Raw genomic sequence first — 24,868 nt, forward strand, 5'->3', positions numbered from 1 at the left:
CTCCTTTGCGTGGGATGCCGGGCCGGTGGAAAGCCCGGCATCCCGACGGGTTTTCTTACGGGTTAGCGGATGCCGGCCTGGGCGAACGCGGTGACGTCCCCTGCGTTGCTCTTGTCCACCACGGCGGGTCCGGTGTAGACCTGCTGGCCGCCGCCCACCTTGAAGCCGCCAACTTTGCTCAGCCAGATGGCGTCGACGCTACCGTAGCCCTGGAGGTACGGCTGCTGGTCAACGGTGAACGAGACGCTTTCGTCTTCGATGGCTTTGGCCAGTTCGGCGTTGAGGTCGAATGAGGCGACCTTGATCTTGCTCCCGGTCTCCTTGACTGACTTTACGATGGTGAGCGTAAAGGGAGCTCCGAGCCCGACGATGGCGTCGGCGTCCGGTGTTGATTGGAGTTTCGCGGACACCGTAGACGAAACTGACGTCATGTCCGCGCCGTTGACATTGAGGATTTCAGTGCCCGGAACGTTTTCCTTGATGCCGGCGCAGCGGTTCTCGAGGCCCACATGGCCCTGCTCCTGGATGACGCAGATCGGGTGTTTGACACCTTCCTCGGCCAGGCGCTTTCCAACTGTCACGCCAGCAAGCTTGTCGCTCTGGCCGAAGTGGGTGAAGGCTCCCAGAGCCTTGGACTGATCTTCGCCGGCATTCATGCTGACCACCGGGATACCTGCGTCTACGGCTTTCTTGACGACGTCCTTCAATGCATCCGGCTTAGCCAGTGTGACAACAATGCCGTCCACTTTCTGGTCGATGGCCTGCTGCACGAGTTGCGCCTGACGGCCGCCTTCTGCGTCACCGCTGTAGAGCAGCTCGACGTTGTCTTTCTTCGCCGCTGTTTCGGCGCCCTTGCGGACGATATCCCAGAAGGTGTCTCCTGCCGCAGCGTGGGTGATCATAGCTACCTTGATGCGGGCCGTGTCTGCTGCCTGGCCGGCAGATCCACTGTCTGCGCCCGCTGCCTCGGTCTTGCCCCCGCCTGCCGAGCATGCCCCCAATGCTAGGAGCGGTACAACAGCCAGCGCCAGTGCGCCCTTCCGTAAGTTGAACTTCGCCACGTGAAATCTCCTTTGATGTCGCGTATTTCGACCGTCACCCGCGCTGCTGTGCCTTGCGAAGGCATGGTGGGAGAACGGAACAATCTCGATGTGAACGGATGTGATCCACCTCGCTTTGTGGAACGCTCCAACGCTAAATCAAGGCTTGACCAATTGTCAATGGAGCGTTCCAATTGAGTTATGACTTTCTCGAAGACACCGCAATTGATTGCGTCCTGCTGGACGAGTGCGGGCAACGCTGCCCCACTGAACACGCCCGAGACCAGCCCCGTTCCCATCGAGGAACGCGTAAATGCCATAGCCACAACAGGGTGGACTGGCTTCGGTCTTGCCCACGATGATCTGGTTTCCGTCAGGGACACCGTAGGCTTCCCGGAACTTCGAAGACTCTCTCATCAAGCCGGCCTCAACCACATTGAAGTGGAACTACTCAGCAACTGGTGGGACGACTCCCGCTCCCACGAATGGAGGCCGCAATTCGACCTCCTGCTCGACGCCGCCGAAGCCCTGGGTGCCAGCTTCATCAAGGTGGGAACCGCCATCGGCGAAGGCATCGACGACTACAGCCGTCTCGTGGCGCCATTGCAGCAAATCACCAAGGAGGCCTTCAAGCGCGGGACCCGCATTGCGTTGGAACCCATGGCATTTTCCATGGTGGATTCGATCCCCCACGCGGCAGATCTCATGCGCTCCGTGGACATGCCGGGGTGTGGGCTGGTGGTGGACTACTGGCACGTGTTCCGGCAGGGGACAACGCACGAAGAACTCAAGCAGAAGCTCACGGTGGACCAGATTTTTGGGGTCGAGTTGAACGATGCCGACGCCGAAATTCGCGGCACACTATTCGAAGACACAAGGGACCACCGTCGGCTATGTGGCCAAGGAGATCAGGACGTCACTGGCTTCATTACTACTCTGCAGGACATCGGTTTCCACGGTCCGTGGGGCGTTGAAATTCTCTCCGATGCCCACCGCGCCTTCCCTGTCCGCGAGGCTCTTGCCGCCGCCCACTCCACCGCGTTGTCATGCTTTCCGAACTGACAGGCCATTCTCTGTCGCCCGGGAAGCAGATGCACCTCCAGTACGATTGGGTGCCGCTGCTGGGCGAGGTGATCGAAGTCCGGCTGGAAGATAAAGCCGTCCGTCTTGGCAGGGTTGACGGTGTCACGCAAGACGGCAGAATCCTCTGGCTCGAAAACCATGGAGCGGAGCCGCGCCGGATGTTTGAACGCCACGAGGGGTTCACAGCATGGATCGAGTACAAGTGGGAGTCAGGTAGTAACCACGGGTAGGAGAGCCGGGCAGTTGTGACGCTTCGCTGCCGTTGTATGCACTTAACCCGGCAGGGCTGCGCAACGACCGTTATAGGCCTCAAAGCCCACAGGAATGAAGGACTGCGAGTACTCACGGACCTTCTCCAGGCTGAATCATGCGCGGCCGACGAACGTGTGAACTCCCAACGCCCTGGCGACCATAGCACGCGCCGGGACACGCCCCCATTTATGTGTAGTTACGCGTCGACGAGGCCGAGACCTCCCTCGAAGCACTCGATCCGCTCAGCGATGAAACGCTCACGTCAGAGTAGCCCTGCATACCTAGTGCACTCCCGCGCCGACCTCATCTCGCTAGGGCTAAGCACATGCGATGAGTATGTAGAACGAAGGGAAGAAGACGCGATGGCTGCAAGCAGTCGCATTAAAGAAGACCTAAGTGTGGACAATGTCCACACCCCCTTTGGCCTGACAAAGCAACCTTTACAGCCTCCTCGCTGCAGGAAAACGACGAAGCCGGACGGCATCTGCGTAGTGCCTCGAAGTCATGTTGCGCTCAGTCCCCCTTCCCATGAAGAGGTGTAGGCCAACCACGACCTACGCGACGAACCAGGAAAGGACCGCATAGCCCCAGTCCAGAGCAAGCGGAGGGCCCGCCGGCCAAGACACCCTGAACCCGCTCCCCTATAACCGAACAGGCGACCCGCGGCGCCAGGCACACCCCGCGGCCAGTGTCAGAGGGACCTGACCAACCAAAATGAACACACGTTAAAGCAAAACCCCCTCTGACGAGGGGGTTTGCCGTGCCCGAGGTGGGACTCGAACGGGATTCCAAGGTTGGGAACACTGGGAAGTGGCGGAAACATGCGGAATCCGGGGCAGTCCGACGGATGTACGGGCCAGTCCGGGGCGTGAAGTGTGGACGTTGTCCACAATTTTTTTGCCTGCACCGTTGAGATGGCGGAGCCACTTTAATCGGCTAAAAGCCGCCGCTGTCGAATCGAACTGGGCCGGGTAGGACTCGCCGGAGCCAACCGGACCAACGTAAGAAACCTTCATTGTTTCCTCCTTTCCAAGTTCATCGTTGGCCGGACCTGAAGCTACGTGGCTGGGAGCGCGGCTTTGCCGTAACTCCGACCGTCGCCGGCAGCCGACACCACAGAACGCAGCGAGCCGGGACATCCCAAACCGCACGCCGCACCCACGAACCGCCGCATCCTGCACTGGAAGGGCGCTCTTTTGGCCCGCCTTTCCGGACAGTGCGCCGCAAGGGTCAGCCTGTTGCGTCGTCGTAGATTGCCACCAGACGGTCAAGGAACGATTGCACTGCGGCCCGTTCCGGCGCGGATAGTCCGGCGACGAGCTCCTCGACCCCTTCGATCATCGGAAGGACCCGCTCGAAAGCCTGGTCGGCCGAACTTTGGGCTGCCGTAACAACCAACTTGCGCCCGTCGGAGGGGTGCCTGTCGCGCCTGACATGCCCAGCGTCTTCCAGGCGGTTCAGAACCAAGGTCGTGGCCGCCGTCGAAATCCCGAGTCGTCGGGCGAGTTCGGTGGGTGTCGCAGGGCCTGTCGCGATGAGGTGATCCATAGCTTCAAGCCCGGGAGCGTCGACCCCGAGCTCGGCGGCCAGATACCGTTCGAAGCGCTGCTGCCTCACCGCCAGTTGCTGCACACGCGCACGGATGTCATTTTCCGGAAGTTCCCGGCCATCCCGACGCGCCGCCTCCCGGTCTCGCCGGTCAGCCCTCTCCAAAGAGTGCGTGGGAGGCTGTGCCGTGCTTTTGACTTCCATACCCTCCATAGTAATACTCGAAGTTGCTAATATTATTGATAATCAAGATTGGAAGCGACTTTGCCGGACGTGACTACACCACCCCCTTACCGCTGGCGGTGGCTGATCCTCGCGGTCATGCTCACCGCCGAGATCATGGATCTCCTCGACTCCACCATCGTCAACGTCGCCGGTCCGGACCTGGAAAAGTCCCTGGGGGCGTCCGCACTAGGACTTCAGTGGGTCATCGGCGGCTACGCACTAACCCTCGGGGCCGGGCTGATCCTGGGCGGTCGGCTTGGGGACCGGTTCGGCCGCCGGCCCATGTTCCTGGTCAGCCTCTTGGCCTTCACCCTCGTCTCAATGCTCTGCGCCCTGGCTCCAAATATTGAACTGCTCATTGCTGCCCGGTTGGTGCAGGGTGTGGCCGGCGCGATGCTCCTGCCGCAGGGTCTTGGCCTGCTGCGGGAGAACTTCTCCGGCAAGGAACTGGCACAGGTATTCGGTATCTTCGGCCCCGTCCTTGGATTGGGTGGCATTCTTGGGCCCCTGGTCGGTGGCGGCCTCATCGAAGCCAACCTGTTCGGGCTCGGTTGGCGCGCCGTGTTCCTGGTCAATGTGCCGATTGGTCTGGCAGCCCTCATGGTCGCTTGGCGGATCCTGCCCCGCCGGGCCGGTGACAAGTCAGTTGGTGTGGACGTCGCTGGCGCATCCATCATCGTTGCCGCCTCAGCCTTGCTCGTCCTGCCGCTCAACTTCGGGCAAGAGCAGGACTGGCCGCTTTGGACGTGGTTGAGCATCGCCGCAGGCCTCATCGGTTTCTGGTTTTTCGCGTGGCAACAACGGGCCACTTCCCGGCGCGGGCGTACACCATTGGTCATCGCCGGGATCTTCTCCCGCAGGGCCTACACGCTGGGTCTTGCCGGCATCGCTCTGTACTTCAGCGCCCTCATCGGCACCCAACTGGTCCTGACACTGTTCTTACAGATCGGCCAAGACTTCAGCGCCGGCGAGGCGGGACTGGGGAACCTGCCCGTCGCACTCGGAACCGCGATCGGCGGGGCACTCAGCGGCGCCTTCCTCGCCGAACGACTCGGCCGCGCTGTGCTGCAGATCGGCGCAGGAGTGCAGCTCATCGGAGCTGCACTCCTCTGGGTCGAGCTCGACGATGGATCCACCTTCGGTATCTGGCAGATCGTACCCGGCATATCCATCACCGGTATCGGATCAGGCCTGGTCATCGCCGCACTGTTCAGCATCATCCTGGCCGCCGTCCGGGACGAAGAAATCGGATCGGCCTCCGGAGTCCTTACTGCTGTGCAATCGATCGCGAGCTCGATCGGAGTGGCCGTATTCGGCTCCACATTCTTCTCCGCCATCACAGATGGTTCACCAGCAGATGCCTTCCGCAGCACACTGCTCATCCAAGCCGGACTGCTCCTGGGCTTCTTCGCACTGTCCTTCCTCTTCCCCAGGAAGAGCCGAACCGACGGCCATGGCATCGATGTCAACGATGCCCCATCAAAAACGGAGCCCAATTTAGTCGTCTAGCCATCTTTCGCATGAAGGCAACGCTGTGCCTGAAGGAGCGCTCGAAGAATGCACTGGGCGGTCAAAGCGCTTCCTACCGGCCCCCGGTATCGGTTAGCATCGAGCCGTCCGTCCGGTCCATCTCATTGAGCTCCTTGGCTACTTCTCGGAGAGCACGCTCACGGGCTTCAAGATCTCGGCTCCGACCTGCCAATTTCGTTCTAACGTGCGTTTGAAATCCGCTTGAAGCAGCGGCCACATCAACTAGAGGCTCGTGAAATAGGTCGCCCTTCAAATCCTGCATCAAAGCACGGCCGCTCGCCGTTCCCCGATATAGAAACCAGGTCCGCCCGGAACAGAGTCAATGAGGCGCCGGGTATACGGGTGCTGCGGGTTCCCGTACACCGCATCCACGTCACCGTGTTCCACCACCTCGCCGTGGAACAGGACCAGGATTTCATCGCTGACGTGGTGCACAACGTCCAGGTCGTGCGAGATGAAAGCCATGGTGAGGTCCAGCTCCTTCCGGAGCCTGCCAATGAGGTTCAAGATCTCAGCCTGAACCGATAGATCCAAGGCGGAGGTGATCTCGTCCGCGATGATCAATTTTGGCTGCACAGCCAGTGCGCGGGCGATGGCAATGCGCTGCCGCTGTCCACCGGAAAACTCGTGCGGATAGCGTTCGGCCACTTCGGGATCCAGGCGGATGGTTGAGAGCCAGTAGGAGATCTTCTCGCTGTGTTCTTTGGGATTGGCCCGCAGGGGATCGATTGCCTCTGCGAGGGTTTGCCCAATGGTCCGCCGCGGGTTGAGCGAGGAATACGGATCCTGGGGAACCATCTGCACAGCCCGCCGCATGCGGCGGCGCTCGGCCCCGGACATTTTCGTCACGTCGCGGCCGGAGAACGAGATCTGTCCGTCGCTGGGCTTCACCAGGCCCACTATCGCTTTGGCCATCGTAGACTTTCCCGAGCCCGATTCCCCCACGATTCCCAGCGTCTTGCCTGAATGGATACTGGCGCTCACGCCTTTGAGGACCGTGGCAGCCGAACGTCCGGAACCGAACGTCACCTTGACGTCGTTCAGTTCCAACACCGGCTGATTCTGAGTTACTACAGCGCTCATTGAGCGGTCTCCTTGCTGCCCGGGCTGTTGGTGATGTGCCCGCCGTCGGCTGGGTCGTCGAAAACTTCGTCCAAGGCGAAGTCCTTTGCCGATACCGTTACGAGCTCGGCCTTGCGTTCGGCAATGGAAGGCGTCGCGGCAAGTAGCGCTTTGGTGTACGGGTGCTTCACCTTGCCGGCGGCGAGTTCTTCGCCCGTGAGCCGCTCCAGGATCTTGCCGCCGTTCATCACGATGACCTTGTCGCATAGCGCCTGCACCACTCCAATGTCGTGGGAGATGAACAGCATTGCCGTGCCCATTTCGCGGTTAATGGTGCGGAACTGCCTGAGAACATCGGCCTGGACCGTCACGTCCAGGGCGGTAGTGGGCTCATCGGCGATGATCAGGCGGGGATCCGTGACCAAGGTCGAAGCGATCATGGCTCGTTGCAGCATCCCGCCGGAGAGTTCGTGGGGGTGTTGCTTCATCCGCTTTTCGGGTTGGGTGATACGAATGTCTGCCAAGGCCTTGACCATCCGGCCGAACGCAGTACTTCGGGACTGACCGAGGTGCACGCGGCTTACTTCAGTGAGCTGCGATCCAATGCGGAGGGCCGGATTGAAGCTTGTTCCCGGGTCTTGATAAACGAGGCCTATCGAGGTGGCGAGCTCGCGTGGGTTGTTCTTCTTCAAGAGGTTCAGCTCGCCGAGGCGCATGGTCTTGGCACTGACGCCCAGTTCCTCCGGCAGCAGCCCGGCGATGGACATGGCGGTGAGGGATTTTCCGGAACCGGACTCCCCCACCAGGCCCACCACCTCACCAGCATGGATGCTGAGAGACACACCTTTGACCAACGGAAGGCCCGACGGCGTGGTGACGGTCAGGTTGTCCACCTCAACCAGCGCTTGGGCATCGGCACGCATCGAGGCGGGCACCTCGGAAGCCTTACGAAGGCTGCCGAACTTCCGCCCACCGCGGGGATCGGTGGCGGCAGCAAGGCCGTCACCGATCAGCATGGCACCCAGACCGGTAATGGTAATCATGATGGAAGGCATCACAGCCTGAAGAGGCTGGGAGTAAATGTTGACGAGCCCCTCGTTCATCAGGCGGCCAAAGTCATACTCAGGATTCTGCACGCCCAGGCCAATGAAGGACAGGCTGGAGAGGTCGATCAACGTAGTGGCGAAAACGGTGGCGGTCAGCACCAGGAGCGGTTCCGCCATGTTCGGCAGCAGGTGCCTGGTGATGATGTGGGGTCCGGAGACGCCAAGCAACCGCGCGGTGGAGACATAGTTGCGCTGGGAGATCGAAGCCGCCATGTTCGCGGTGAGTCGGGCGAACGCAGGGATGCTGGCGATGGAGATGGCCAATACTGCAGACCACGTGCCTTGGCCGAGGATGGCGGCGATCAGCAGCGAGAAGATGAGGCTCGGGTAGGCGACGGCGGCTTCGATGACGCGGAGTACGGCGGCGCGGATGCGGCGGGGTGCCAGCCATACGGCGGTGCCGATCGCGATGCCTGCGACGACGGCGATTGCCGTGGTCGCGGCCGTCATGAGGAGCGTTAAGCGGGTGGCGACGAGAGAACGGGCAAGGACGTCGCGGCCGAAGTCGTCGGTTCCGAGCCAGTGCTCGGCGCTTGGTCCTTGCGAGGCCTGCGGGGTCAGTTTTTCCGCAGCTTCTGAGAGGAACATCGGCGCGAGGATGGCCGTGAGGACCATGATGGACATCATCACGATGCCCACAATGAGTCCTGTGGTCCAGCGGAACCTTCGACGGGGACGGGCGGTCTCAGCCATTGGACTTTCCTCCGAGCGTACGGGGGTCGATGAGGCCAAGAATGACGTCGACCAGCAGATTGAGGACGATTGCCAGGAAACCCAGAACCAGGATGATGCCCTGGATCACTGGGTAGTCCTTATTGACGATGGCTGTGACGATCTCGCGGCCCAGACCTGGCCAATTGAAGACGTTTTCCACGATGATTGCGCCGCCGAGCATGCCAGCCAGGATGAGCCCGGCCAGCGTCAGGGCTGTGGTCAGCAGATTGGGCAAGGCGTGCCGTGCATACAAGCGCAGCGACGGCAACCGCCACCCTCGGGCAGTCCTCAGGTAGTCCTGCTCAAGGACGGTGGACGTCTCGCGGCGGACCACGCGGGCGATGGAGCAGATGGGGGCAATCGACAGGCCAATCACGGGCAGTATGAGTGCGCTCAGTGAAGCAGCGCCGGCTGCTGGCAGGACCTTCAGGATGATTGCGAAGACGACCACCAGCATTGTGGAGACTACGTACTGCGGAACAGCCTGGAAAAATCCGGTCAGCATGCCGAAGGACACGTCGAGCCACTTCTTGCGGCCGCCACGGGTCAGGATGCCCACGAGCATGCCGGTAGGAACAGAGACCAGGAGCACCAGGATGATACCGAGCACGGCGAGTTCTGCGGTGAAGGGCAGCTTGGTGGCAATGATCTGCGAGACCGAGGTGCTGTAGGCAAAGGATTCCCCCAAGTCTCCGGTGAAAAGCCCGCCCACATAGTTGATGAACTGGACGAAAAGAGGTTCGTTGAGACCGAGACTGCTGCGAATGGCTTCGATTTGTTCCGACGTGGCATCCGCGCCCGCCACTGCAACGGCAGGGTCGCCGGGGATGAGCGGAACCATGAAGAAGGTCACGACAACCAGCACAGCGACGGAGAGGAGGACACCGCCGGCGCGGCGAAGGGCGTAGTCGGCCCAAGGGGAAAGGCTCAGGGCACCGCCCCGGGGGCGCTTAGTGGCCCCCGGGGTCGTGCTCTCAAGGATCTGTACTTCCTTGGAGAGCATGGTTGGTTCAGTCATCGTAAAACCTCTGCTTATTTGGTGATGCGCATGGTGGCGTAGTCGACGATTCCCGACGGCGCCTGGATGGAGAATCCGGAGCGTTGCGCAACGATCTGAGGCTCGCCGACAAACGGAACGATGTCGTTGTCGCTCAGGATGCTCTTTTGCGCTTTGGTGTACGCGTCGCAGCGGGCCCCTTCGTCGGTAGCAGCTTGGGCGGTGGCAATGTCCGCGAGGATGTCGGTATTCTCGCCGCCGCCAATGTTGCGGCCACCCTTCTCGGTGGGAACTCCAGCGATACGGGTCAGGGAAGCTGCCACTGTCCCTACGAAGTTGGCGTCACCCTGGACGGTCAGGTCCCAGGTTTCGGGCTTGGTCTGGGTCATGGTGGCCCACGCTCCGTTGTCCACGAGCTGTAGTTCCACCGTGGCCCCTGCAGCACGGAGGGCTTCCTGGACGTAGGTGCTGCCTGCACCGTTGGGGCCGATGCTGGTGGTTCCCACCATCTTGAATGTCTTGCCTGCCAGCACGGCCTTGGCAGCTGCGGCGTCTTCGGGCGTCAGGCTTGAATTGTCCGGAAGAACGCACGGAACGGTAGGGGCGACAATCGAGTTGTAGGTAATGCCTTTTCCGGCGTAGGCGGCAGAGTTGAAGGCTTGCTGGTTCATCAGCTGAGCCACGGCCTTACGCAGTGCGGGATCCGTGAAGGGGCTGCCTTCGCGCTGGTTGAAGAGCAGGAAGATGCCGGCAAACGGGACTGTGGTGACGGCATAGTCTTTGTTGCTTTCAAAGCGCTGGACGTCCGCGGGTGCGATGTCGGAGACGTCCATCTCGCCTGTGAGGAGCTGGTTGGCCACCGTTGTCTTGTTGACGCCGGGGAAGAACCGAACGGTCTTGGCTGGAGTTCCCTCCAACGGTTTGGACCATTGGGGCCAGGCCTTGTAGTCCTCACGCAGGGTCATGTCGTAGCTGACGCCGTGGCTGGACTTCGTCAGTGTGTACGGGCCGGAGAAGGCTCCTTTGACGCTGCCTTTGGCCAGGCCCTCCAGATCAGCAAGGCCTGCCGGGCAGATAATACCGGTCTGAGCCAACGTCAAACCGCCAATGAGTTCGGACCACGGTTGTGCAAGCTTGATATCCACGGTGCCTGCGGCGTCATCACCGGTAATGGTGGGCTGGCCTGGGCCGAAGACGAGCTTGCCGAAGTTGTTCTTGGTGGCTGGATCGGCGAAGTAGCTCAGTGACTTGGCCACGATGCTGGGCGTAATAGCTGTGCCGTCCGCACAGGTCGCATCCTTGCGGATGGTCAGCGTGGCTTCAGAGGCAGTGGATTTCCATTCCGTGGCCAGGCCGCCGATGAACTTGCCGTCGGCATCCCGGCGGACCACCGTGTCGAACAGGAAGCGCGCTACCTCGTAGTCGTCCTTCGCGTTGGCTTTGGCGGCATTGAAGGTGGTGGGGTCGGCGTTGAGTGCAGTCCTGATGGTGTCGGTGGACATTGTCCCGCCGGTGCCGCCGGAGGAAGCCTGACCGCCCGTAGTGCAACCGGTCAAAAGGAACGCGGCGGCGGCGACGGTTGCCGCCGCTGCCATGAAAGTGGAACGTCCTTGCATAGGGATGAGCCTCCTGGTCGCCTTCGAGTCTCTGGCCATTGCGGATGCGAGCGCATCTGGCGGAGAAACGGAAGGATTTGATCTGCGATAACTTTCGCGAATGAGAAGAGTTTCTCTAATTGAATCGACTAAGTCAACGCTTTTTTGTGAGTTCCCCCACAAGTGACCCCCGCCACGCCGATGTTTTACACGCTGGAAACAGAAGGGCCTTGACGTGGTGAGGAAAAAACGCGAAACTTTTCTCATATGTGATTGACGTCTCAAGGCGTCCTACTCATCCGGAACCCAGAACAACCAAAGGTGGAAGACATGGCAACGACCCTCGAGCTCACAGTCCGCAAGGCTCAGTGGACCCGACCGCCGCGGGAGCTGGTCCGCGCGTTTGAGGAGTTCCCGGTGGCCAATATTGGCGACGCCATGGAACGCCTGGGCATGGTGGACGGAAACATCAACCCGGTCTGGGCCGGCGCCAAATGTGTGGGTTCCGCGTTGACCGTTCTCGGCGCGGCAGGCGACAATGCCGCCGTCATCGAGTCCCTCAACTACATCGAGCCTGGTGACATCCTGGTGATCAACGGCTTCGGACACGAGCACCGGGCCTTGGTAGGCGAACAACTCTCCCAGCGTTTCGAGGCCGCAGGCGCAACCGGAGCAGTTATCGATGGCTATATCCGTGACCGCGCAACCATCACCGAGATCAAGTTCCCTGTCTTCGCACGTGGAACCACCCCTGCCGGACCGTTCAAAAACGGCCCCGGCGTGATCGGCGAACCGGTGGCAATCGGCGGCATCGTTTGCTCCGCCGGTGACATCGTCGCCGCAGATGATGACGGCGTCGTCATCATCCCCCAGGCCCGTGCGGCCGAAATCCTCGAGCTGGTCAAGGCCGTCGCAATCCATGAGGCCGAGATGACTGCCGAGATCACCCGCGAATACAGCTAGTCCTCCCCTACTCCCCCAACGGGACCCCGCTTAGACTGAGAGAACCCGCAATGACTAACACATCGACGGAATCAGTGACACTGAACACCGCTCAAATCAAGGTCGTCACCGCTGACGGCAAGGTGGTGCGCAAGGCAACCTTGGCCGGCACCATGGGCTCCTTCGTGGAATGGTATGACTACGGAATCTACGGTCTGCTCACCACGTACCTGGCCATCAACATCATGGGTTCCAAGGACCTCGGTTCGCTGCTGCTGACCAACGTCGGCTTCCTGGTGAGCTTCCTGGCCCGCCCCTTTGGCAGCGTCATCGCCGGTTACCTCGGAGACAAGCTTGGACGAAAGAACCTGCTTGCAGTGCTCCTTCTCCTCATCTCGGGCGCCACGGCCTGCATCGGCCTCATCCCGTCGTCCTCCGTGATCGGCTGGGCAGCCCCGGCACTGCTGATCCTGTTCCGCATCCTCCAGGGTTTCTCGGCGGGCGGTGAAGTGGCAGGCGCCATGGCTTTCGTTGGCGAGTACGCCCACGACAAGCACCGCAACTTCTCCATGAGCTTCATCGCGGTGGGCTCCTTCTGCGCCCTCCTCTTCGGCAGCGGCTTCTCCGCCATGCTCATCACCACTTTGGGTGACGCCACCATGGAAGCCTGGGCCTGGCGCATTCCGTTCCTGTTCGCGCTCCCCCTGGGCTACGTAGGTTTCTACATCCGTTCCAAGATGGAAGACACCCCGCACTTTGCCGCACTGCGTGAACGCAACGTTGTGGAACGTAACCCGTTGCGAGCCGTGTTCACCTCCAAGCGCCACCTCAAGGCCATCGCCCTGACCATCTTCCTGCCCGCAGTGAACGGACCAGGCTACTACCTGCTCTTCGCCTACATGCCCACGTATCTGAAGACCCAGCTGGGCAGCGGCAACAACTTCAGCATGCTGCAGGCCCTCATGGTCACGGCCGTCAGCCTTGTTGCCATCATCATCGCCATCCCCCTCATGGCCCGTTTGTCAGACCGCATCGGCCGCAAGCCCGTCCTAATGCTTTCGGCAGTGCTCATGGCCTTGGTTTCCTACCCGATGTTCGCCATGATCACCACAGGAAACATGACCCTGGCCTGTGTAGCAACTGTTGTCATGGCCATCGCATTCTCCGGGCACGCCGCCGTGGTCCACACGGTCCTGACCGAAATGTTCCCCACGACCGTCCGCTACAGCGCCTACAGCATTGGCTTCAGCATCAGCACCATCATCTTCGGCGGCAGCGCCCCGCTGGTGATGACCGAGCTCATCAAGAGCACCGGCAACAGCATGGTCCCGGCCTACGCCGCGATCGGAACGGCCATCATCACTCTGGTCTCCATCTTCTTCCTCAAGGAGACCAAGGGACAGCCTCTCGCCACCCACTAACAACACACGCACGACGGCGGCCTGCCGCCATTGCCGGCCAGCCGCCGTCGTTGGACCATAAAGCACCACAACAAAACCATTGGGAGTCACCTTGGGCATCAACTCAGTCGCTGTCGTCGCAGACCTCGGCGAAAGCTACGGAAACTACACCATCGGCGACGACGACGCCCTGCTGGGCCTGGTCACCGCCTCCAATATCGCCTGCGGCTTCCACGCCGGAGATCCGCGCGTCATGGACACCACCGTCAAAGCCTGCGTCGAACGCGGCATCGAGCTGGGCGCCCACCCCGGCTACCCGGACCTGGTGGGATTCGGACGCCGTCTTATCGAAGCCAGCGAAGAGGAAATTCGAACCGACGTCCTCTACCAAATCGGTGCGCTGGACGCTTTCGCCCGCGTCCATGGTGGCAAGATCAGCCACGTCGCACCGCACGGCCGCATGGGCAGCATCGCCCAAACCGACGCGAAGCACGCCCGAGCCATCACCGACGCCATCAAGGCCTACGATCCGTCGTACATCGTGATCTGCCAGAACGGTCTCCTGGCCGATGAATCCCGCAAGCGCGGACTCGAGGTGGGCTACGTCTTCCTGGCCGACCGCGGCTACGGCGAAGACGGTATGCCCGTTTCCCGCAACACCGAAGGTGCACTCCTCCACGATCCCGAGGAGATCGGACGCCGCGTGGTCCAGGTTGTCACCGAGGGCACGGTTCGCGCCGTCACCGGCAAGGTGGTCCCGCTGGGCCACGACGCCGACGTCGTGCTCCTGCACGGTGACCACCCACAGGTGCTGGAGAACGGCACCGCCCTCCGCGCCGCTCTGGACCAGGCCGGCGTCAAGGCCACCGGGCTGCAGGAAGTGCTGGCAGAGAAAGCGCGGCTGGCGACGGTCTAGCAGCAGGCCAACTATCCATTCCCTACAAGCCAAGGACACATGAGTACGCACCCAGCTCCCGGACAGCTGAGCCCGGCATCGGCCATCCCAGACATCAAAGCAGTTCCCTTCGGCGACTCGGCACTGATGGTCAGTCTGGCTTCCGGGACAGCTGAGGAACGTCAGTCCGGAAGCCGCGGGCTGCGCGAAATCCTGCTGAATGTGCGTCCTCACGGTCTGCTGGACGTCGTGGCCGGCGTTGATTCCATCCTGGTGGAATTCGACTGTCTCACCGTCAGCCACGGCCAGCTGGCACAAACCATCCGGTTGGCCGCGGCAAGCAGGGGTTTCGAAGGCGACGGGCCAGCCCACCACGGGAAGCACTTCACCATTCCCATGGTGATCAACGAATCGTTTGCCCCGGATCTCACGGACGTGGCGGAAGAGCTAGGCATCAGCAAGGAGGCCGTCCTGGGACACCTCGAGGCCTCGGAATTGAACATTAACCTTCTGGCCTCAGCCATGGCGCCCATGATGGGCAGGGTGCAGTTTCCCGGACAGGTCAGCCGATGCAGGGAACCCCGCACCAATGTGGACCCCGGATCCGTGATGGTGGCCGGCACCAACGCCATCATCCAGCCGTTCCCCGGACCGACCGGGTGGAAGGTCATCGGGCGCACTCCCCTGACCATCTGTGACATCCGGGAGAACCCGCCCACCTCCTTCAAGCCCGGCGACACCGTCCGGTTTAAGGTGGTCCCGGAAAGTGAATGGGAACGGCTCGAAGGACGGTTCCTACGTGCCGATTCCGACACCGACAAGGGGGAACACTGATGCCGGCGTCCGAACGAAGCGTCACCATCAAAATCCGTGAGGCCGCTTGGCTGGCCACCTTCCAGGATTTGGGCAGGGAGCAGTCCGAGGCCTTGGGTGTCCCCTGCGGCGGGGCGGCGGACCAGCACTCCGCGTCCGTGGCCAACATCCTGGTGGGCAATCCGCGGAATGCCACCGGCATCGAAATCATGGGTGGCCGGTTCTCCTTCACCGCCTCAAAGCCCTTGCTGATCTCGGTCACGGGGGCGCCCGCGGATGTCACTGTCAACGGCAGCAAAGTACAGATGTGGGAACCGGTGTGCATCCCCGCGAAAGGCCAGGTGGTCATCGCCAACGCCCACGGCGGCATGCGCAACTACCTCGCCTTCAGCGGCACCGTGGTCGCCGACCATTTCATGGGCAGCACCGCACCGGAAGCACGGATGGGCTTTCCCCAGCAGATCTCTGCCGGGCAGCACCTGAACCTCATCACGGCCTACGCAGGCTTCGAGCACCCTTACCTGACGCAGCCGTTGTTCCGCCTCCCCGTACCTGTTCCTTCGTTCGATCACCCGGTGTGGACCATCGACATTGTTGAAGGCCCCGAAACTGATGCTGCACACGGAATCAGGGAGTTACTCGCCGCACGGGAGTACACGGTGACGGCGAAATCCAACCACGTAGGGCTGCGTCTTGATGGACCGGTGGTGCATCCGGAAGGGCTCGGTGAGATCGTGTCCCACGGTGTGCCCATCGGCGCTTTCGAAATTCCGCACGGAGACGAACTCATCATCTTGGGCCGTTACCGAACCCTCACCGCCGGCTACCCCATTGTCGCCTTCGCCACCAAGGCCTCGCTTCCCATGTTGGGACAAGCCCGGCCCGGCCAGTGCATGAGATTCCGCTGGGTGAGCCAAGAAGAAGCTGTCGAAAGCCAGCACGAGTCCCAGCGCCGGCTGAGCCTCTTGGAATCGCGCGTGCAGAGCCTTTTCAGCGCCATCGATCTGCCACATCACTCACGGCCGGTCGCGGCGCAGGAAGCGGCCTGAAGCACGTCACGCCCCCGAGGTACTTGACGCTCACGTAAACTAAATGAGAAACTTTTCGCATATGTGATTCGAATCTCACAACCAACCAGACCCGAGGAACGTAAATAATGGGACTTCTTGAAGGCAAGGTCGCCGTAATCACAGGCGCAGGAACGGGCATGGGCCGCTCCACCGCGGAACTGCTCGCAGCCGAAGGAGCGCACGTGGTGCTGGTGGGACGCAGGCTATCCGTCCTGGAAGAGGTCGCAGCGGGAATCAAGGCCGACGGCGGCACCGTCCACCCCCGCGCTGCGGACATCGCATCCAAGGACGACGTAGACACCCTGGTGGCCTGGGTCAGCGAAAACGTTGGTCCGGTGGACATCCTGGTCAACAACGCCGGCAGTGCCAGCAAGGTCCTCAACGTCCGCTGGATCAGCCAGGAAGAATGGAACGAGGTCCTGGACGTCAACCTCAACGCCGTCTACCTCCTCACTCAGGCAGTACTCCCGGACATGCTCGCCCGGAACACCGGCACCATCATTACAGTTTCGTCTTTGGCAGCGGTCAATCCCAACCTGCTGGGGGGTGCGGCCTATGGCGCTGCCAAGGCAGCGGTCCGCAACTTCATGACGTACCTGCACAACACCTTCCGCAATGAAGGGCTGCGCGCCATCACCATTCTTCCGGGCGAGACAGCCACTCCGATTCTCGACAACCGGGCCCGTCCACCCAAGGCTGAAGAGCGCGACGCCATGGTCCAGCCGGAGGACGTGGCCCGTGCCATCCACCTCGTAGCCACGCTGCCACAGCGCACTGTGGTCCAGGAGCTCGTCATTGCACCTACTGTGCAACGCGACACCTCCGGGGACATCGAAATCAGCCGCTGGACAGGCGCGCCCGCAGAAGACCTCCCCCGTCCGTGAAACCCCGGCACCTCTACACCACCGGCAAAGCCGCCACCCTCCCGACGACTCGAAGCAGGACTGTCATGACCCTTGAACCAACCACCGCCATCGCAGCGTTCCAGCCTTCCGAGGCCGTGCTGCGGGTCCAGCGCACGTCATTGCGCGTCCAGCAGCCCCAGTCCAAAGGTGACCTCGTGTCGCTGGCCATGGGCGAACCCGACTTCGACACCCCCGAACAGGTCCGCGCCGCAGCGGCCCGCGCCCTGGAAGAAGGGCACACCCATTACTCGCCATTGCTCGGCGAGCTGGTGCTTCGCGAGGAGCTGGCCGCCCGTATCGGCCAGCTCCTCGGCGAAGTGGCCAGCCCCAGCGACGTCCTGATCACCCAAGGCGGAACCGCAGGCCTCTCCGCCGCGATCCTCGGCATCGTGAACCCGGGAGACAAAGTGGTCATCCCGGACCCCACCTATTCCCTGTACGCGGACCTGGTCAGCATGGCAGGCGGAACCATCGTGCCTGTCCCCCTCGCTGAGGACCTCCACTGGAACCTTGAAGCCCTGGCAACTGCCCTTGAAGGCGCAAAGATGTTCGTCTTCTGCAACCCCTCCAACCCAACCGGCATCGTCCACTCCCGCCAGGAGCTGGAAGCGTTGGCGGACATGGTGGCGGGCACGGACACCCTGGTTCTGTCCGACGAAGCCTACAGCGATCTCGTTTACACGCCTGAACCCTTTACTTCCGCTTTGGAAATACCGGGCCTGGCGGGTAGGACCATCTACTGCCAGACATTCTCCAAGAGCTATGCCATGACGGGCTGGCGAGTCGGCTACCTCTGGGGCCCCTCGGATGTCATCGCATCTGCCGCCCGCGTTCACAACACCTTCAACGGTTCAATGAACACCGCGGTCCAGCTCGCTGCCCTGACGGCCCTCAGGACCTGCGGCCCCGACATCGAGCGCATGCATGCTTCTTACGCGGTGCGCCGCGAACTGATGTTTGAGGGCCTCAGCAGGATTCCGGGACTCACGGTCAGCTCACCTGAAGGGGCGTTCTACCTCTTCCCGAAGTACGACGTCGACATGCCGGCAGCGCACATGGTGGCGCACCTTCGTGAGTTCGGTGTTGCCGTGCGCCCGGGCAGCGAGTTTGGTCGGAACGGTGAACATCACCTTCGTCTGTCCTACGCTGCCAGCGCGGAGGCGATTTCGCTCGGCGTCGAACGCATCGCCGCCGGTCTCGCTGCGCTCAAGTAGGCACGCATGACAGTTCTCGACCCACCGGCCGGGTTGCGCATCGACATGCAGCGAAACCGGATGCTTTTGGTGGACGCGGCCGGCCGGCTCTTCGGAGCCGGCCGTTCGGCTACCATGTCCGAAATCGCTGCTGAAGCCGGCATTTCGACAGCTACCGCCTACCGGCACTTCGCCTCTGTTGACGACGTGCTTGCGGCTTACCGCTTCGAAGCGGGCCGGGAGCTCTTGGAATTCAGCCGGGCTGCAGAGGCCGAGGGCTTGGAGCTGTTGAAAGTTGTCTGCCACAAGTGGGTCCGCTTAGTAGTCCAGCATGGGGCATCCATGGTCCATACGCGCTCAGCGGAAGGCTACCTCGCCCGGGTCAGGTCCGGCGCCTACTACCTTGCCGTCCAGGCCGAAGCCCTCGAACGTCCGTTGGAAGAAGCATCCCGGGCTTTGGGGATCGAACACCCCGGCGATGAAGCACTCTTCCTATGGAACGGCTTCTTTGACCCCCGCGAAATCTACGATCTCATGGGGAGCCTGGCCCTCACCGAGGAGCAAGTGTCGGCACGACTGGTCAGGACTTTCACCGCCGCCCTCACGGGCTGGTCGACTTCCAGGACCTAAGCTATGAGTTGACGAAAGGGCACCCATCAATGCGTAGTGACACACAGCGCAACCGCAGGCAACTGGTCAAGGCAGCGGGACAGCTTTTCGCGTCCCGTCGCGGAACCATCAGCATGACCGATGTCGCCAAGCACGCGGAAATCTCCACTGCCACCGCTTACCGGCACTTCGCTTCAGTCGAGGACATCCTGGCAGAGTACCGGTTCGGCGTCGGCGAGAAGCTTCGTGACTACAGCCTGAAGCAGCAGGAAATGTCCGGCGTCGAGCTTTTGACGGCAGTCAGCCGCAAATGGGTTGACCTGGTCACCCGTCATGGCGGAGCCATGCTCTATACGCGCTCCGGCGAGGGATACCTTGCCCGGCTCCGCACGGGCGCCTACTACCTGACGGTTCAGGCGGATGCTTTGGAGCGACCCCTGCGCGAGGCCGTCGAGGAACTGGGACTGCCGCCCATCGGCGACGAAGCAATGTTCCTGTGGAACATCCTCTTTGATCCACGCGAAATCCTGGACCTCATCACTACGGTCGGGCTTTCCAAAGACCAAGTCACCGCCCGGCTCATCTCTGCCCTCAAGGGCGCGCTGGCGGGCTGGAGCGAGGACCGCGAGCAGGGCTAGTCAACCAGGCTCAGTGAGCAGCTGCAGGCCGCATGATTTCACGGATCCGCTCCGCCGGCAGTGCCGTCAGAGCTGCGACACGGAAGATGTCCAATCGGCCTGACTCCAGGCCCTCCAGTACATCGCACCGGAGTTTCTGCGCACTTTGCTCTTTGACTTCCAACGCAACATCCAACTGGCGGACGATCGCGGACAACCGCGTGAGGTGCCAATCATGCCGTATTCCCGAAAAATGCAGGTCCTGGTAGGCGCTTCCGAGCCGCTTCACATCCGCCGCCCTGATTCCCACCACAGTGGAAATCGCAGACAATGACACTTTGTCCGCCAGTGCAGCCGCAATTGCCTCATTCCGCTGGCTCAGCAGTGTACGAACATGGCTATCTATGCAGGCCCGCATTACCCGGGCCTCGGAGAGGCGCAATTCCACGCGGCCCAAACGGGGCTTTGCAGGCGATGCGCGGCGACGCGGCCGGGCTTCAGCTACGTAGGTCACGGCGCGTGAGGCCCTGAACCAGTTGCCAGTCAACGGCGGAGTTATCGTGCACCGGCATGATGCTGCCTTCCAGTAGCCGCAGGCCCTTTTCCGTCTCCCCGGCGGGCGCCCAGATGCCACTGATCGGGCAATGGCTTCCGGTGCCGGCAACAAATCGGCTCCGGCGTGATCGGGCTTCTGCGGGTTGTCCAACGATGCGCAACATTACTTGCCTCCGGCGTTGTTCTGGCTGTTGTCCCAAGCCTATGGTCCAGCTCACTTAAAAGCAAGAAAAGTTTCTCATTTGAGTAGTGCATCTCATAAATCCGATGGTAGGTGTCTAACCACACCCCACGCTTCTTTCAGGAGATGGCAGCCATCCTTGCTCGACCCGAATGCCGGCACCTCCTTCCGCGACAGGCAAGGAAGGGCGCCGGCGAGCAGCATCCGGCCTCATGAACCCCCACTGGGTGCTCCCGATCCACGCGTTGATCACTGAGGGTCGCGGCGGACCACGGAGCGGGATCGGCCTTCGTCACGACGACGAAAATTGGCCGAGTAGCTGAGCGGGACCCAGGCCGGACAATGTCGCATGCTTCCATTTTTTTCCGTCGACAATTCCCGACAGGCGTGCGCCAGGAACGAGTCAGGCAGTGTGGATTTCCATGTTTTGTTCCGTGGGCACGGCATACTCCCCTGCGGTTTCGCCTTCGGAGGAGGGCCGCATCGACGATGAGGAAACTTCTTTCTCATATTGAGCGGGATTCTCATGTTGAGCGGGGCGTCGAGGGTTATTCGCACAGCCTTGACGGCCTGGTCCCGACCTGAGAAGCTCTTCTCAATTGTGAATGTGATCTCATGCTTGGTTAGACAGCGCCATTTTCCCAAGCAGACGACCGAAAGGATCCGCGACATGGGACGTGAACCCCTGCCTCCGCTTGTTGTCATGGGAGTCTCCGGCTGTGGCAAATCAACCTTGGGCTCATTGCTGAGCGAGCGCTTGGGTCTGCCTTTCCAGGATGGGGATGATCTTCACCCTGCCGCCAACAAGGCGAAAATGGGCGCGGGGATTCCGCTGGATGACCATGACCGGAGACCTTGGCTTGAGGAAATCGGCCGCCGGCTACGCCAGTCGCAAGATGCGGGCGAGCCGCTGATCATCGCCTGTTCGGCACTGAAACGCAGCTACCGGGACCTGCTGCGGCAGCATGCCCCGGACGTCGTTTTCGTCCACCTCAACGGTGACCGCGAAACCCTCCTGAGCCGCATGAACGCCCGCGACCACGAATTCATGCCGAGCAGCCTCCTCGACTCCCAGCTCAGCACCCTGGAACCCTTGGCTTCCAACGAAAAGCATGTGTTAGCTGACTTCAGCCTCGCCCCTCCCCTGCTGGTGGATGACATCTGCGGGCGGCTTCGAGCGTAGCCGAAGCTGCCGGGCGCTTCAGCGATCCTGCAGCACTATCCACCAAGAGGGGCGATGCTCTCCGGACAGGCCGGGCAGGCTGGTGAATCCCGGATTCAGGCCCACCAGTCTCAACATGATCTGCGATCAGTGTCCAACTCTTTCGCATCCGGGTCTTCTACGAACCACCTGCGTCGCTGATTCACGTCAGCGGTGTTCCCGGCGCCGGCCCCGGCTGTCGGGTTGCGTGTTGCGATTCCGCGTGCCGGCGCCGGAAAGCTAATTGGGTCCTAAGAGTGGAGCGCAGCGGCAGCGCCGTACTGCAAACCAGGCGAGCGTCAGCCTGCAGTCTTGGCAATGTAGACGTCGCAAGGAGCATTGTGAGCCACGCTGGTAGCTACGCTGCCAAGGACACGGCCGAGCCCCTGCATACCTTTGTTGCCAACAACGATCATTCTGGCTTCGACCCTCCTTGCTTCGTCGAGCAAGACATGAGTCGCGGTTCCGCGGACAGCCGCGTAGGTGACTTTAAGATCGACCGAGCTCAGTTCAGCAACAGCCTTCTGCGCCGTCTCCTCCGCCTTCGCTTCATGACTGGCCACTCGATGGTCACTTCCGGTACCAAACACTATGGCGCCGTCGTCGTAGGCCGTGACAACATGGAGCGCAGCACCAAGCGATAAGGCCAGGTCCCTGGCGGCATGAGCGGCACTCTTAGCTGTGACGCTGCCGTCTACCCCTACAATGATGGCTCCGGTCATGACTGAATCTCCTTCGTAATATATGAAACGGCGTGAGGGGTTTGGCTGCTATTCGGAGTCGTACCATTTGGATTCGAGGTGATCGGCAACGACCCTGCGAATGGTGCCTGAGTGGGAGCGCAGGACGATGCTGGTGGTTCGAACGAATCCAGGCATACGCCGGACTCCGTCCACGAGGGCGCCGTCGGTGACACCAGTGGCCACAAAATAGCAATTCTCTCCCCTAACCAGATCGTCCTGGTCAAACACACGATCCAGGTCATGGCCGGCTTCGAGGGCCTTCGCTTGCTCATGGGCGTCAATGGGCGCCAAACGCGCCTGGATGAGCCCACCCAGCGCCTTCACCGCACAGGCAGTAATAATGCCCTCGGGAGTTCCGCCGACCCCAACACACATATCTATGCGTGAATCAGGTCGAGCGGCATTGATCCCCCCTGCTACATCACCGTCCAGCAGCAGCCTGGTTGAGGCGCCGGTCGCCCGGATATCAGCAATCAACTGAGAGTGTCGTGGGCGATCGAGGACCGCAATCTGCAGGTCGTCAACTGCCATACTCTTGGCTTTGGCGAGGGCAAGGATGTTTTCACCGACCGGTCGCCTAAGGTCGATGACCCCGCGGCCTTCCGGGCCGGTGACGATCTTGTCCATATAATAGACAGCACTGGGGTCAAACATGGATCCGCGCTCCGAGACGGCAATGACAGAGAGTGCGTTTTGGCGGCCGGCGGCCGTGAGGCTGGTGCCGTCGATAGGATCGACAGCAATGTCCCAGGAAGGCCCGGTGCCGTTTCCGACGCGCTCACCGTTGTACAGCATGGGCGCCGCGTCCTTCTCACCCTCGCCGATCACCACCACGCCATCAAAGGCAACGGAACCGAGGAAATGCCGCATTGCGTCCACGGCCGCACCGTCGGCGGCGTTCTTGTCACCCTTGCCGATGAAAGGGGCGGCCCTGATCGCCGCGGCCTCGGTGGCTCGCACCAGCTCCATCCCCAGATTGCGGTCAGGGGCATCGAGCGAGGTGATGGATTTTCTGTTCACGAGGTTGATGATACCGAAAATTCAAATAGTGGTCGACCACTTGACCACTTACTTGACTGGTCGACCACTTTAGGTTTACCGTCGAAAGCGTGCCCGACCCAAGAGGTTGAGGGACCGGGTTACCGGCTAGGGACCCAGCACGTCAGAGTTGCCGTCAGGGAGTCAGTCCCTCAACATCAAGGAGTAACGATGCTCGCCGTCGTCGGATTCGCTACGCTCGGATCATTTATGATCGCAGTCATGCGCAGATGGGCCACCGCGTTTGTGGCCATCATTTGCGCTCCAGTCCTGTTCGCTGTGATCGCAGGTTTCGGCCCGGACCTGGGTGACATGGTCATGTCGGGCCTGAAGACGGTCGCTCCGACCGCCGTTTTGCTCCTCTTCGCAGTTCTCTACTTTGGCGTCATGATGGACGCCAAGCTCTTCGATCCCATCTCGAAGCTCATTCTTCGACTTTCCAAGGGAGACCCGGTTCGGATTTGCGTCGGAACTGCTGTGCTGTCCATGGCTGTGGCCCTGGATGGTGATGGCACCACGAGCTACATGATCATCTGCTCGGCCTTCCTGCCCATTTACAAGAAGCTCAAGATCAACCCGCTCATTATTGCAACAGTCGCCGCAATGTCACTCGGACTTATCTCCGGGTCTACTCCTTGGGGAGGCGCCGCAACCCGGGCCATCAGCGTGCTGCAGTTGGATGCAACTGAGTACTTCGTCAGCCTGATCCCCTCCCTGGCCCTTACCTGTGCGTTTATCCTCGCGGTGGCCTACATCCTTGGCCGCTCCCAGAGGAAGCACGTCGATGAAGCAGCCGTCGCTGAATTGGCCGCGGAGATCAAGAACGGCACTCACCACATCGGTGAGCGCCCCACCTGGCGAACCTGGGTAAACGCCGGCCTCACCATCCTGCTGCTGGTTCTCCTGATTGCCGGAGTCGCACCCTTGGTGGTCCTCTTCATTGGCGCCTTCGTTATCGCCCTGCTCGTCAACCACCCGAAGCTGCATGACCAAGGTGAATCCATCAAGCGACACGCAGTGAGCGCCGTACCCGTCGTCATGCTCGTCCTTGCCGCTGGTGTCTTCACTGGGATCCTGTCTGATTCAGGCATGATCCAAGCCATGGCTGATGCGCTACTAAGCATCGTCCCGACATCGATGGGCGCACTGCTTCCGCTTTTTACGGCCATCATTGCCATCCCGCTCGGATTCTTCATGTCCAACGACGCCTTCTTCTTCGGTATCCTCCCGGTACTGTCCGAGTCCGCGTCGCAGTATGGCATCCACGCCAATGAAATTGCCCGCGCAGGTGTCGTAGGCCAAATTTCCCACATGATCGGACCTGCATCTGCTCCCCTATGGGTACTTCTCGGGCTCTTGAAGAAGGACCTCGGGGAGTTCCAGAAGTTCTCGATTCTTTGGGTTGTAGGAGCCTGCCTCGCATTCATCGGCTTCCAAATCCTCACCGGCGCCATCAGTGTGACCGGCTGATCGAACCCACTAGTTCCTGGTCCGTCAACGAGACCTGGTTATAAAGAAAAGGAAATACCGTGACTACATCCAAGCAGTACCGAT

Annotated in this window: 23 protein-coding genes; 14 read left to right on the forward strand and 9 right to left on the reverse strand. The window is 61.3% G+C overall.

Features of this window, described 5'->3' with window-relative positions; translation table 11 throughout:
- Positions 1-62: 62 nt before the first annotated feature.
- Positions 63-1,061, reverse strand: coding sequence for a substrate-binding domain-containing protein (locus AC1RJY_RS04985; protein ID WP_498601659.1), 999 nt, complete (start codon positions 1,059-1,061; stop codon positions 63-65).
- Between the two features lie 180 nt (positions 1,062-1,241).
- On the opposite strand from AC1RJY_RS04985, the gene AC1RJY_RS04990 reads away from it, so the two are divergent.
- Entirely contained in the window at positions 1,242-2,102 is an 861-nt protein-coding gene (locus AC1RJY_RS04990; protein ID WP_498601660.1) for a sugar phosphate isomerase/epimerase family protein, read from the forward strand.
- Positions 2,087-2,353: a hypothetical protein gene (locus AC1RJY_RS04995; protein ID WP_498601662.1), complete on the forward strand. Its 267-nt coding sequence runs from the start codon at positions 2,087-2,089 to the stop codon at positions 2,351-2,353. Before AC1RJY_RS04990 ends, AC1RJY_RS04995 begins: the two co-directional genes overlap by 16 nt.
- A 1,252-nt stretch (positions 2,354-3,605) precedes the next feature.
- Here AC1RJY_RS04995 and AC1RJY_RS05000 read toward each other — a convergent pair.
- Positions 3,606-4,127: a MarR family winged helix-turn-helix transcriptional regulator gene (locus AC1RJY_RS05000; protein ID WP_498601663.1), complete on the reverse strand. Its 522-nt coding sequence runs from the start codon at positions 4,125-4,127 to the stop codon at positions 3,606-3,608.
- Positions 4,128-4,196: 69 nt separating this feature from the next.
- Here AC1RJY_RS05000 and AC1RJY_RS05005 point away from each other — a divergent pair, with 69 nt between their 5' ends.
- The gene (locus AC1RJY_RS05005) at positions 4,197-5,657 is read left to right on the forward strand and encodes an MFS transporter (protein ID WP_498601664.1); all 1,461 of its coding nucleotides are present in this window, start codon (positions 4,197-4,199) and stop codon (positions 5,655-5,657) included.
- 282 nt (positions 5,658-5,939) lie between these two features.
- On the opposite strand, the gene AC1RJY_RS05010 is transcribed toward AC1RJY_RS05005, so the two are convergent.
- The 4 genes from AC1RJY_RS05010 to AC1RJY_RS05025 are packed head-to-tail and all read right to left on the reverse strand — an operon-like array spanning position 5,940 to position 11,152.
- The gene (locus AC1RJY_RS05010) at positions 5,940-6,761 is read right to left on the reverse strand and encodes an ATP-binding cassette domain-containing protein (protein WP_498601665.1); all 822 of its coding nucleotides are present in this window, start codon (positions 6,759-6,761) and stop codon (positions 5,940-5,942) included.
- A complete protein-coding gene (locus AC1RJY_RS05015; RefSeq protein WP_498601666.1) occupies positions 6,758-8,539 on the reverse strand; it encodes a dipeptide/oligopeptide/nickel ABC transporter permease/ATP-binding protein in 1,782 nt (593 codons plus the stop codon). The genes AC1RJY_RS05010 and AC1RJY_RS05015 overlap by 4 nt, the downstream gene beginning before the upstream one ends.
- Positions 8,532-9,578, reverse strand: a complete 1,047-nt coding sequence (locus tag AC1RJY_RS05020; protein ID WP_498601667.1) for an ABC transporter permease — start codon at positions 9,576-9,578, stop codon at positions 8,532-8,534. The genes AC1RJY_RS05015 and AC1RJY_RS05020 overlap by 8 nt, the downstream gene beginning before the upstream one ends.
- A 14-nt stretch (positions 9,579-9,592) precedes the next feature.
- Positions 9,593-11,152 (reverse strand): ABC transporter substrate-binding protein, encoded by a 1,560-nt coding sequence (locus AC1RJY_RS05025; RefSeq protein WP_498601669.1) that lies wholly within the window; start codon positions 11,150-11,152, stop codon positions 9,593-9,595.
- Between the two features lie 330 nt (positions 11,153-11,482).
- Here AC1RJY_RS05025 and AC1RJY_RS05030 point away from each other — a divergent pair, with 330 nt between their 5' ends.
- The 9 genes from AC1RJY_RS05030 to AC1RJY_RS05070 all read left to right on the forward strand — a co-directional run bounded on the left by AC1RJY_RS05030 (position 11,483) and on the right by AC1RJY_RS05070 (position 19,617).
- Complete coding sequence (locus tag AC1RJY_RS05030) at positions 11,483-12,115, forward strand: RraA family protein (RefSeq protein WP_400400022.1); 633 nt, start codon at positions 11,483-11,485, stop codon at positions 12,113-12,115.
- Between the two features lie 50 nt (positions 12,116-12,165).
- Complete coding sequence (locus tag AC1RJY_RS05035) at positions 12,166-13,515, forward strand: MFS transporter (protein WP_400400023.1); 1,350 nt, start codon at positions 12,166-12,168, stop codon at positions 13,513-13,515.
- 91 nt (positions 13,516-13,606) lie between these two features.
- Positions 13,607-14,410, forward strand: coding sequence for a LamB/YcsF family protein (locus tag AC1RJY_RS05040; RefSeq protein WP_253467918.1), 804 nt, complete (start codon positions 13,607-13,609; stop codon positions 14,408-14,410).
- A 39-nt stretch (positions 14,411-14,449) separates the two neighbouring features.
- Positions 14,450-15,223 (forward strand): 5-oxoprolinase subunit B family protein, encoded by a 774-nt coding sequence (locus AC1RJY_RS05045; protein WP_498601671.1) that lies wholly within the window; start codon positions 14,450-14,452, stop codon positions 15,221-15,223.
- Complete coding sequence (locus tag AC1RJY_RS05050; protein WP_253467914.1) at positions 15,223-16,251, forward strand: 5-oxoprolinase subunit C family protein; 1,029 nt, start codon at positions 15,223-15,225, stop codon at positions 16,249-16,251. Before AC1RJY_RS05045 ends, AC1RJY_RS05050 begins: the two co-directional genes overlap by 1 nt.
- Before the next feature lie 107 nt (positions 16,252-16,358).
- Entirely contained in the window at positions 16,359-17,156 is a 798-nt protein-coding gene (locus AC1RJY_RS05055; RefSeq protein ID WP_253467912.1) for an SDR family oxidoreductase, read from the forward strand.
- Positions 17,157-17,221: 65 nt separating this feature from the next.
- Entirely contained in the window at positions 17,222-18,391 is a 1,170-nt protein-coding gene (locus AC1RJY_RS05060; RefSeq protein WP_498601673.1) for a pyridoxal phosphate-dependent aminotransferase, read from the forward strand.
- 6 nt (positions 18,392-18,397) lie between these two features.
- Positions 18,398-19,000: a TetR/AcrR family transcriptional regulator gene (locus AC1RJY_RS05065; protein ID WP_062065286.1), complete on the forward strand. Its 603-nt coding sequence runs from the start codon at positions 18,398-18,400 to the stop codon at positions 18,998-19,000.
- Between the two features lie 29 nt (positions 19,001-19,029).
- Complete coding sequence (locus AC1RJY_RS05070; protein ID WP_062065283.1) at positions 19,030-19,617, forward strand: TetR/AcrR family transcriptional regulator; 588 nt, start codon at positions 19,030-19,032, stop codon at positions 19,615-19,617.
- Between the two features lie 10 nt (positions 19,618-19,627).
- Here AC1RJY_RS05070 and AC1RJY_RS05075 read toward each other — a convergent pair whose 3' ends face one another.
- Positions 19,628-20,110, reverse strand: coding sequence for a hypothetical protein (locus AC1RJY_RS05075; RefSeq protein WP_498601676.1), 483 nt, complete (start codon positions 20,108-20,110; stop codon positions 19,628-19,630).
- Positions 20,111-21,002: 892 nt separating this feature from the next.
- Here AC1RJY_RS05075 and AC1RJY_RS05080 point away from each other — a divergent pair.
- The gene (locus tag AC1RJY_RS05080) at positions 21,003-21,515 is read left to right on the forward strand and encodes a gluconokinase (RefSeq protein WP_253467908.1); all 513 of its coding nucleotides are present in this window, start codon (positions 21,003-21,005) and stop codon (positions 21,513-21,515) included.
- 317 nt (positions 21,516-21,832) lie between these two features.
- Here the strand turns inward: AC1RJY_RS05080 and AC1RJY_RS05085 are convergent, their stop codons facing one another.
- Both AC1RJY_RS05085 and glpX read right to left on the reverse strand, forming a co-directional pair.
- On the reverse strand, positions 21,833-22,255 hold the full coding sequence (locus AC1RJY_RS05085; protein ID WP_498601678.1) for a universal stress protein: 423 nt from the start codon (positions 22,253-22,255) through the stop codon (positions 21,833-21,835).
- 48 nt (positions 22,256-22,303) lie between these two features.
- Entirely contained in the window at positions 22,304-23,245 is a 942-nt protein-coding gene (gene glpX, locus AC1RJY_RS05090) for a class II fructose-bisphosphatase (protein ID WP_498601693.1), read from the reverse strand.
- Positions 23,246-23,485: 240 nt separating this feature from the next.
- On the opposite strand from glpX, the gene AC1RJY_RS05095 reads away from it, so the two are divergent.
- The gene (locus AC1RJY_RS05095) at positions 23,486-24,784 is read left to right on the forward strand and encodes a CitMHS family transporter (protein WP_062065266.1); all 1,299 of its coding nucleotides are present in this window, start codon (positions 23,486-23,488) and stop codon (positions 24,782-24,784) included.
- Positions 24,785-24,868 lie beyond the last annotated feature (84 nt).

The organism is Arthrobacter sp. GW822-FHT05G07 (assembly GCF_058799755.1).

Bases quoted from the DNA above. Each gene is read 5' to 3' on its own strand.
- AC1RJY_RS04990 (WP_498601660.1), top strand. From the start codon at position 1,242: ATGACTTTCTCGAAGACACCGCAATTGATTGCGTCCTGCTGGACGAGT.
- AC1RJY_RS04995 (WP_498601662.1), top strand. From the start codon at position 2,087: ATGCTTTCCGAACTGACAGGCCATTCTCTGTCGCCCGGGAAGCAGATG.
- AC1RJY_RS05000 (WP_498601663.1), bottom strand. From the start codon at position 4,127: ATGGAAGTCAAAAGCACGGCACAGCCTCCCACGCACTCTTTGGAGAGG.
- AC1RJY_RS05010 (WP_498601665.1), bottom strand. From the start codon at position 6,761: ATGAGCGCTGTAGTAACTCAGAATCAGCCGGTGTTGGAACTGAACGAC.
- AC1RJY_RS05015 (WP_498601666.1), bottom strand. From the start codon at position 8,539: ATGGCTGAGACCGCCCGTCCCCGTCGAAGGTTCCGCTGGACCACAGGA.
- AC1RJY_RS05020 (WP_498601667.1), bottom strand. From the start codon at position 9,578: ATGACTGAACCAACCATGCTCTCCAAGGAAGTACAGATCCTTGAGAGC.
- AC1RJY_RS05025 (WP_498601669.1), bottom strand. From the start codon at position 11,152: ATGGCAGCGGCGGCAACCGTCGCCGCCGCCGCGTTCCTTTTGACCGGT.
- AC1RJY_RS05030 (WP_400400022.1), top strand. From the start codon at position 11,483: ATGGCAACGACCCTCGAGCTCACAGTCCGCAAGGCTCAGTGGACCCGA.
- AC1RJY_RS05035 (WP_400400023.1), top strand. From the start codon at position 12,166: ATGACTAACACATCGACGGAATCAGTGACACTGAACACCGCTCAAATC.
- AC1RJY_RS05045 (WP_498601671.1), top strand. From the start codon at position 14,450: ATGAGTACGCACCCAGCTCCCGGACAGCTGAGCCCGGCATCGGCCATC.
- AC1RJY_RS05050 (WP_253467914.1), top strand. From the start codon at position 15,223: ATGCCGGCGTCCGAACGAAGCGTCACCATCAAAATCCGTGAGGCCGCT.
- AC1RJY_RS05055 (WP_253467912.1), top strand. From the start codon at position 16,359: ATGGGACTTCTTGAAGGCAAGGTCGCCGTAATCACAGGCGCAGGAACG.
- AC1RJY_RS05060 (WP_498601673.1), top strand. From the start codon at position 17,222: ATGACCCTTGAACCAACCACCGCCATCGCAGCGTTCCAGCCTTCCGAG.
- AC1RJY_RS05065 (WP_062065286.1), top strand. From the start codon at position 18,398: ATGACAGTTCTCGACCCACCGGCCGGGTTGCGCATCGACATGCAGCGA.
- AC1RJY_RS05070 (WP_062065283.1), top strand. From the start codon at position 19,030: ATGCGTAGTGACACACAGCGCAACCGCAGGCAACTGGTCAAGGCAGCG.
- AC1RJY_RS05080 (WP_253467908.1), top strand. From the start codon at position 21,003: ATGGGACGTGAACCCCTGCCTCCGCTTGTTGTCATGGGAGTCTCCGGC.
- AC1RJY_RS05085 (WP_498601678.1), bottom strand. From the start codon at position 22,255: ATGACCGGAGCCATCATTGTAGGGGTAGACGGCAGCGTCACAGCTAAG.
- glpX (WP_498601693.1), bottom strand. From the start codon at position 23,245: ATGGAGCTGGTGCGAGCCACCGAGGCCGCGGCGATCAGGGCCGCCCCT.
- AC1RJY_RS05095 (WP_062065266.1), top strand. From the start codon at position 23,486: ATGCTCGCCGTCGTCGGATTCGCTACGCTCGGATCATTTATGATCGCA.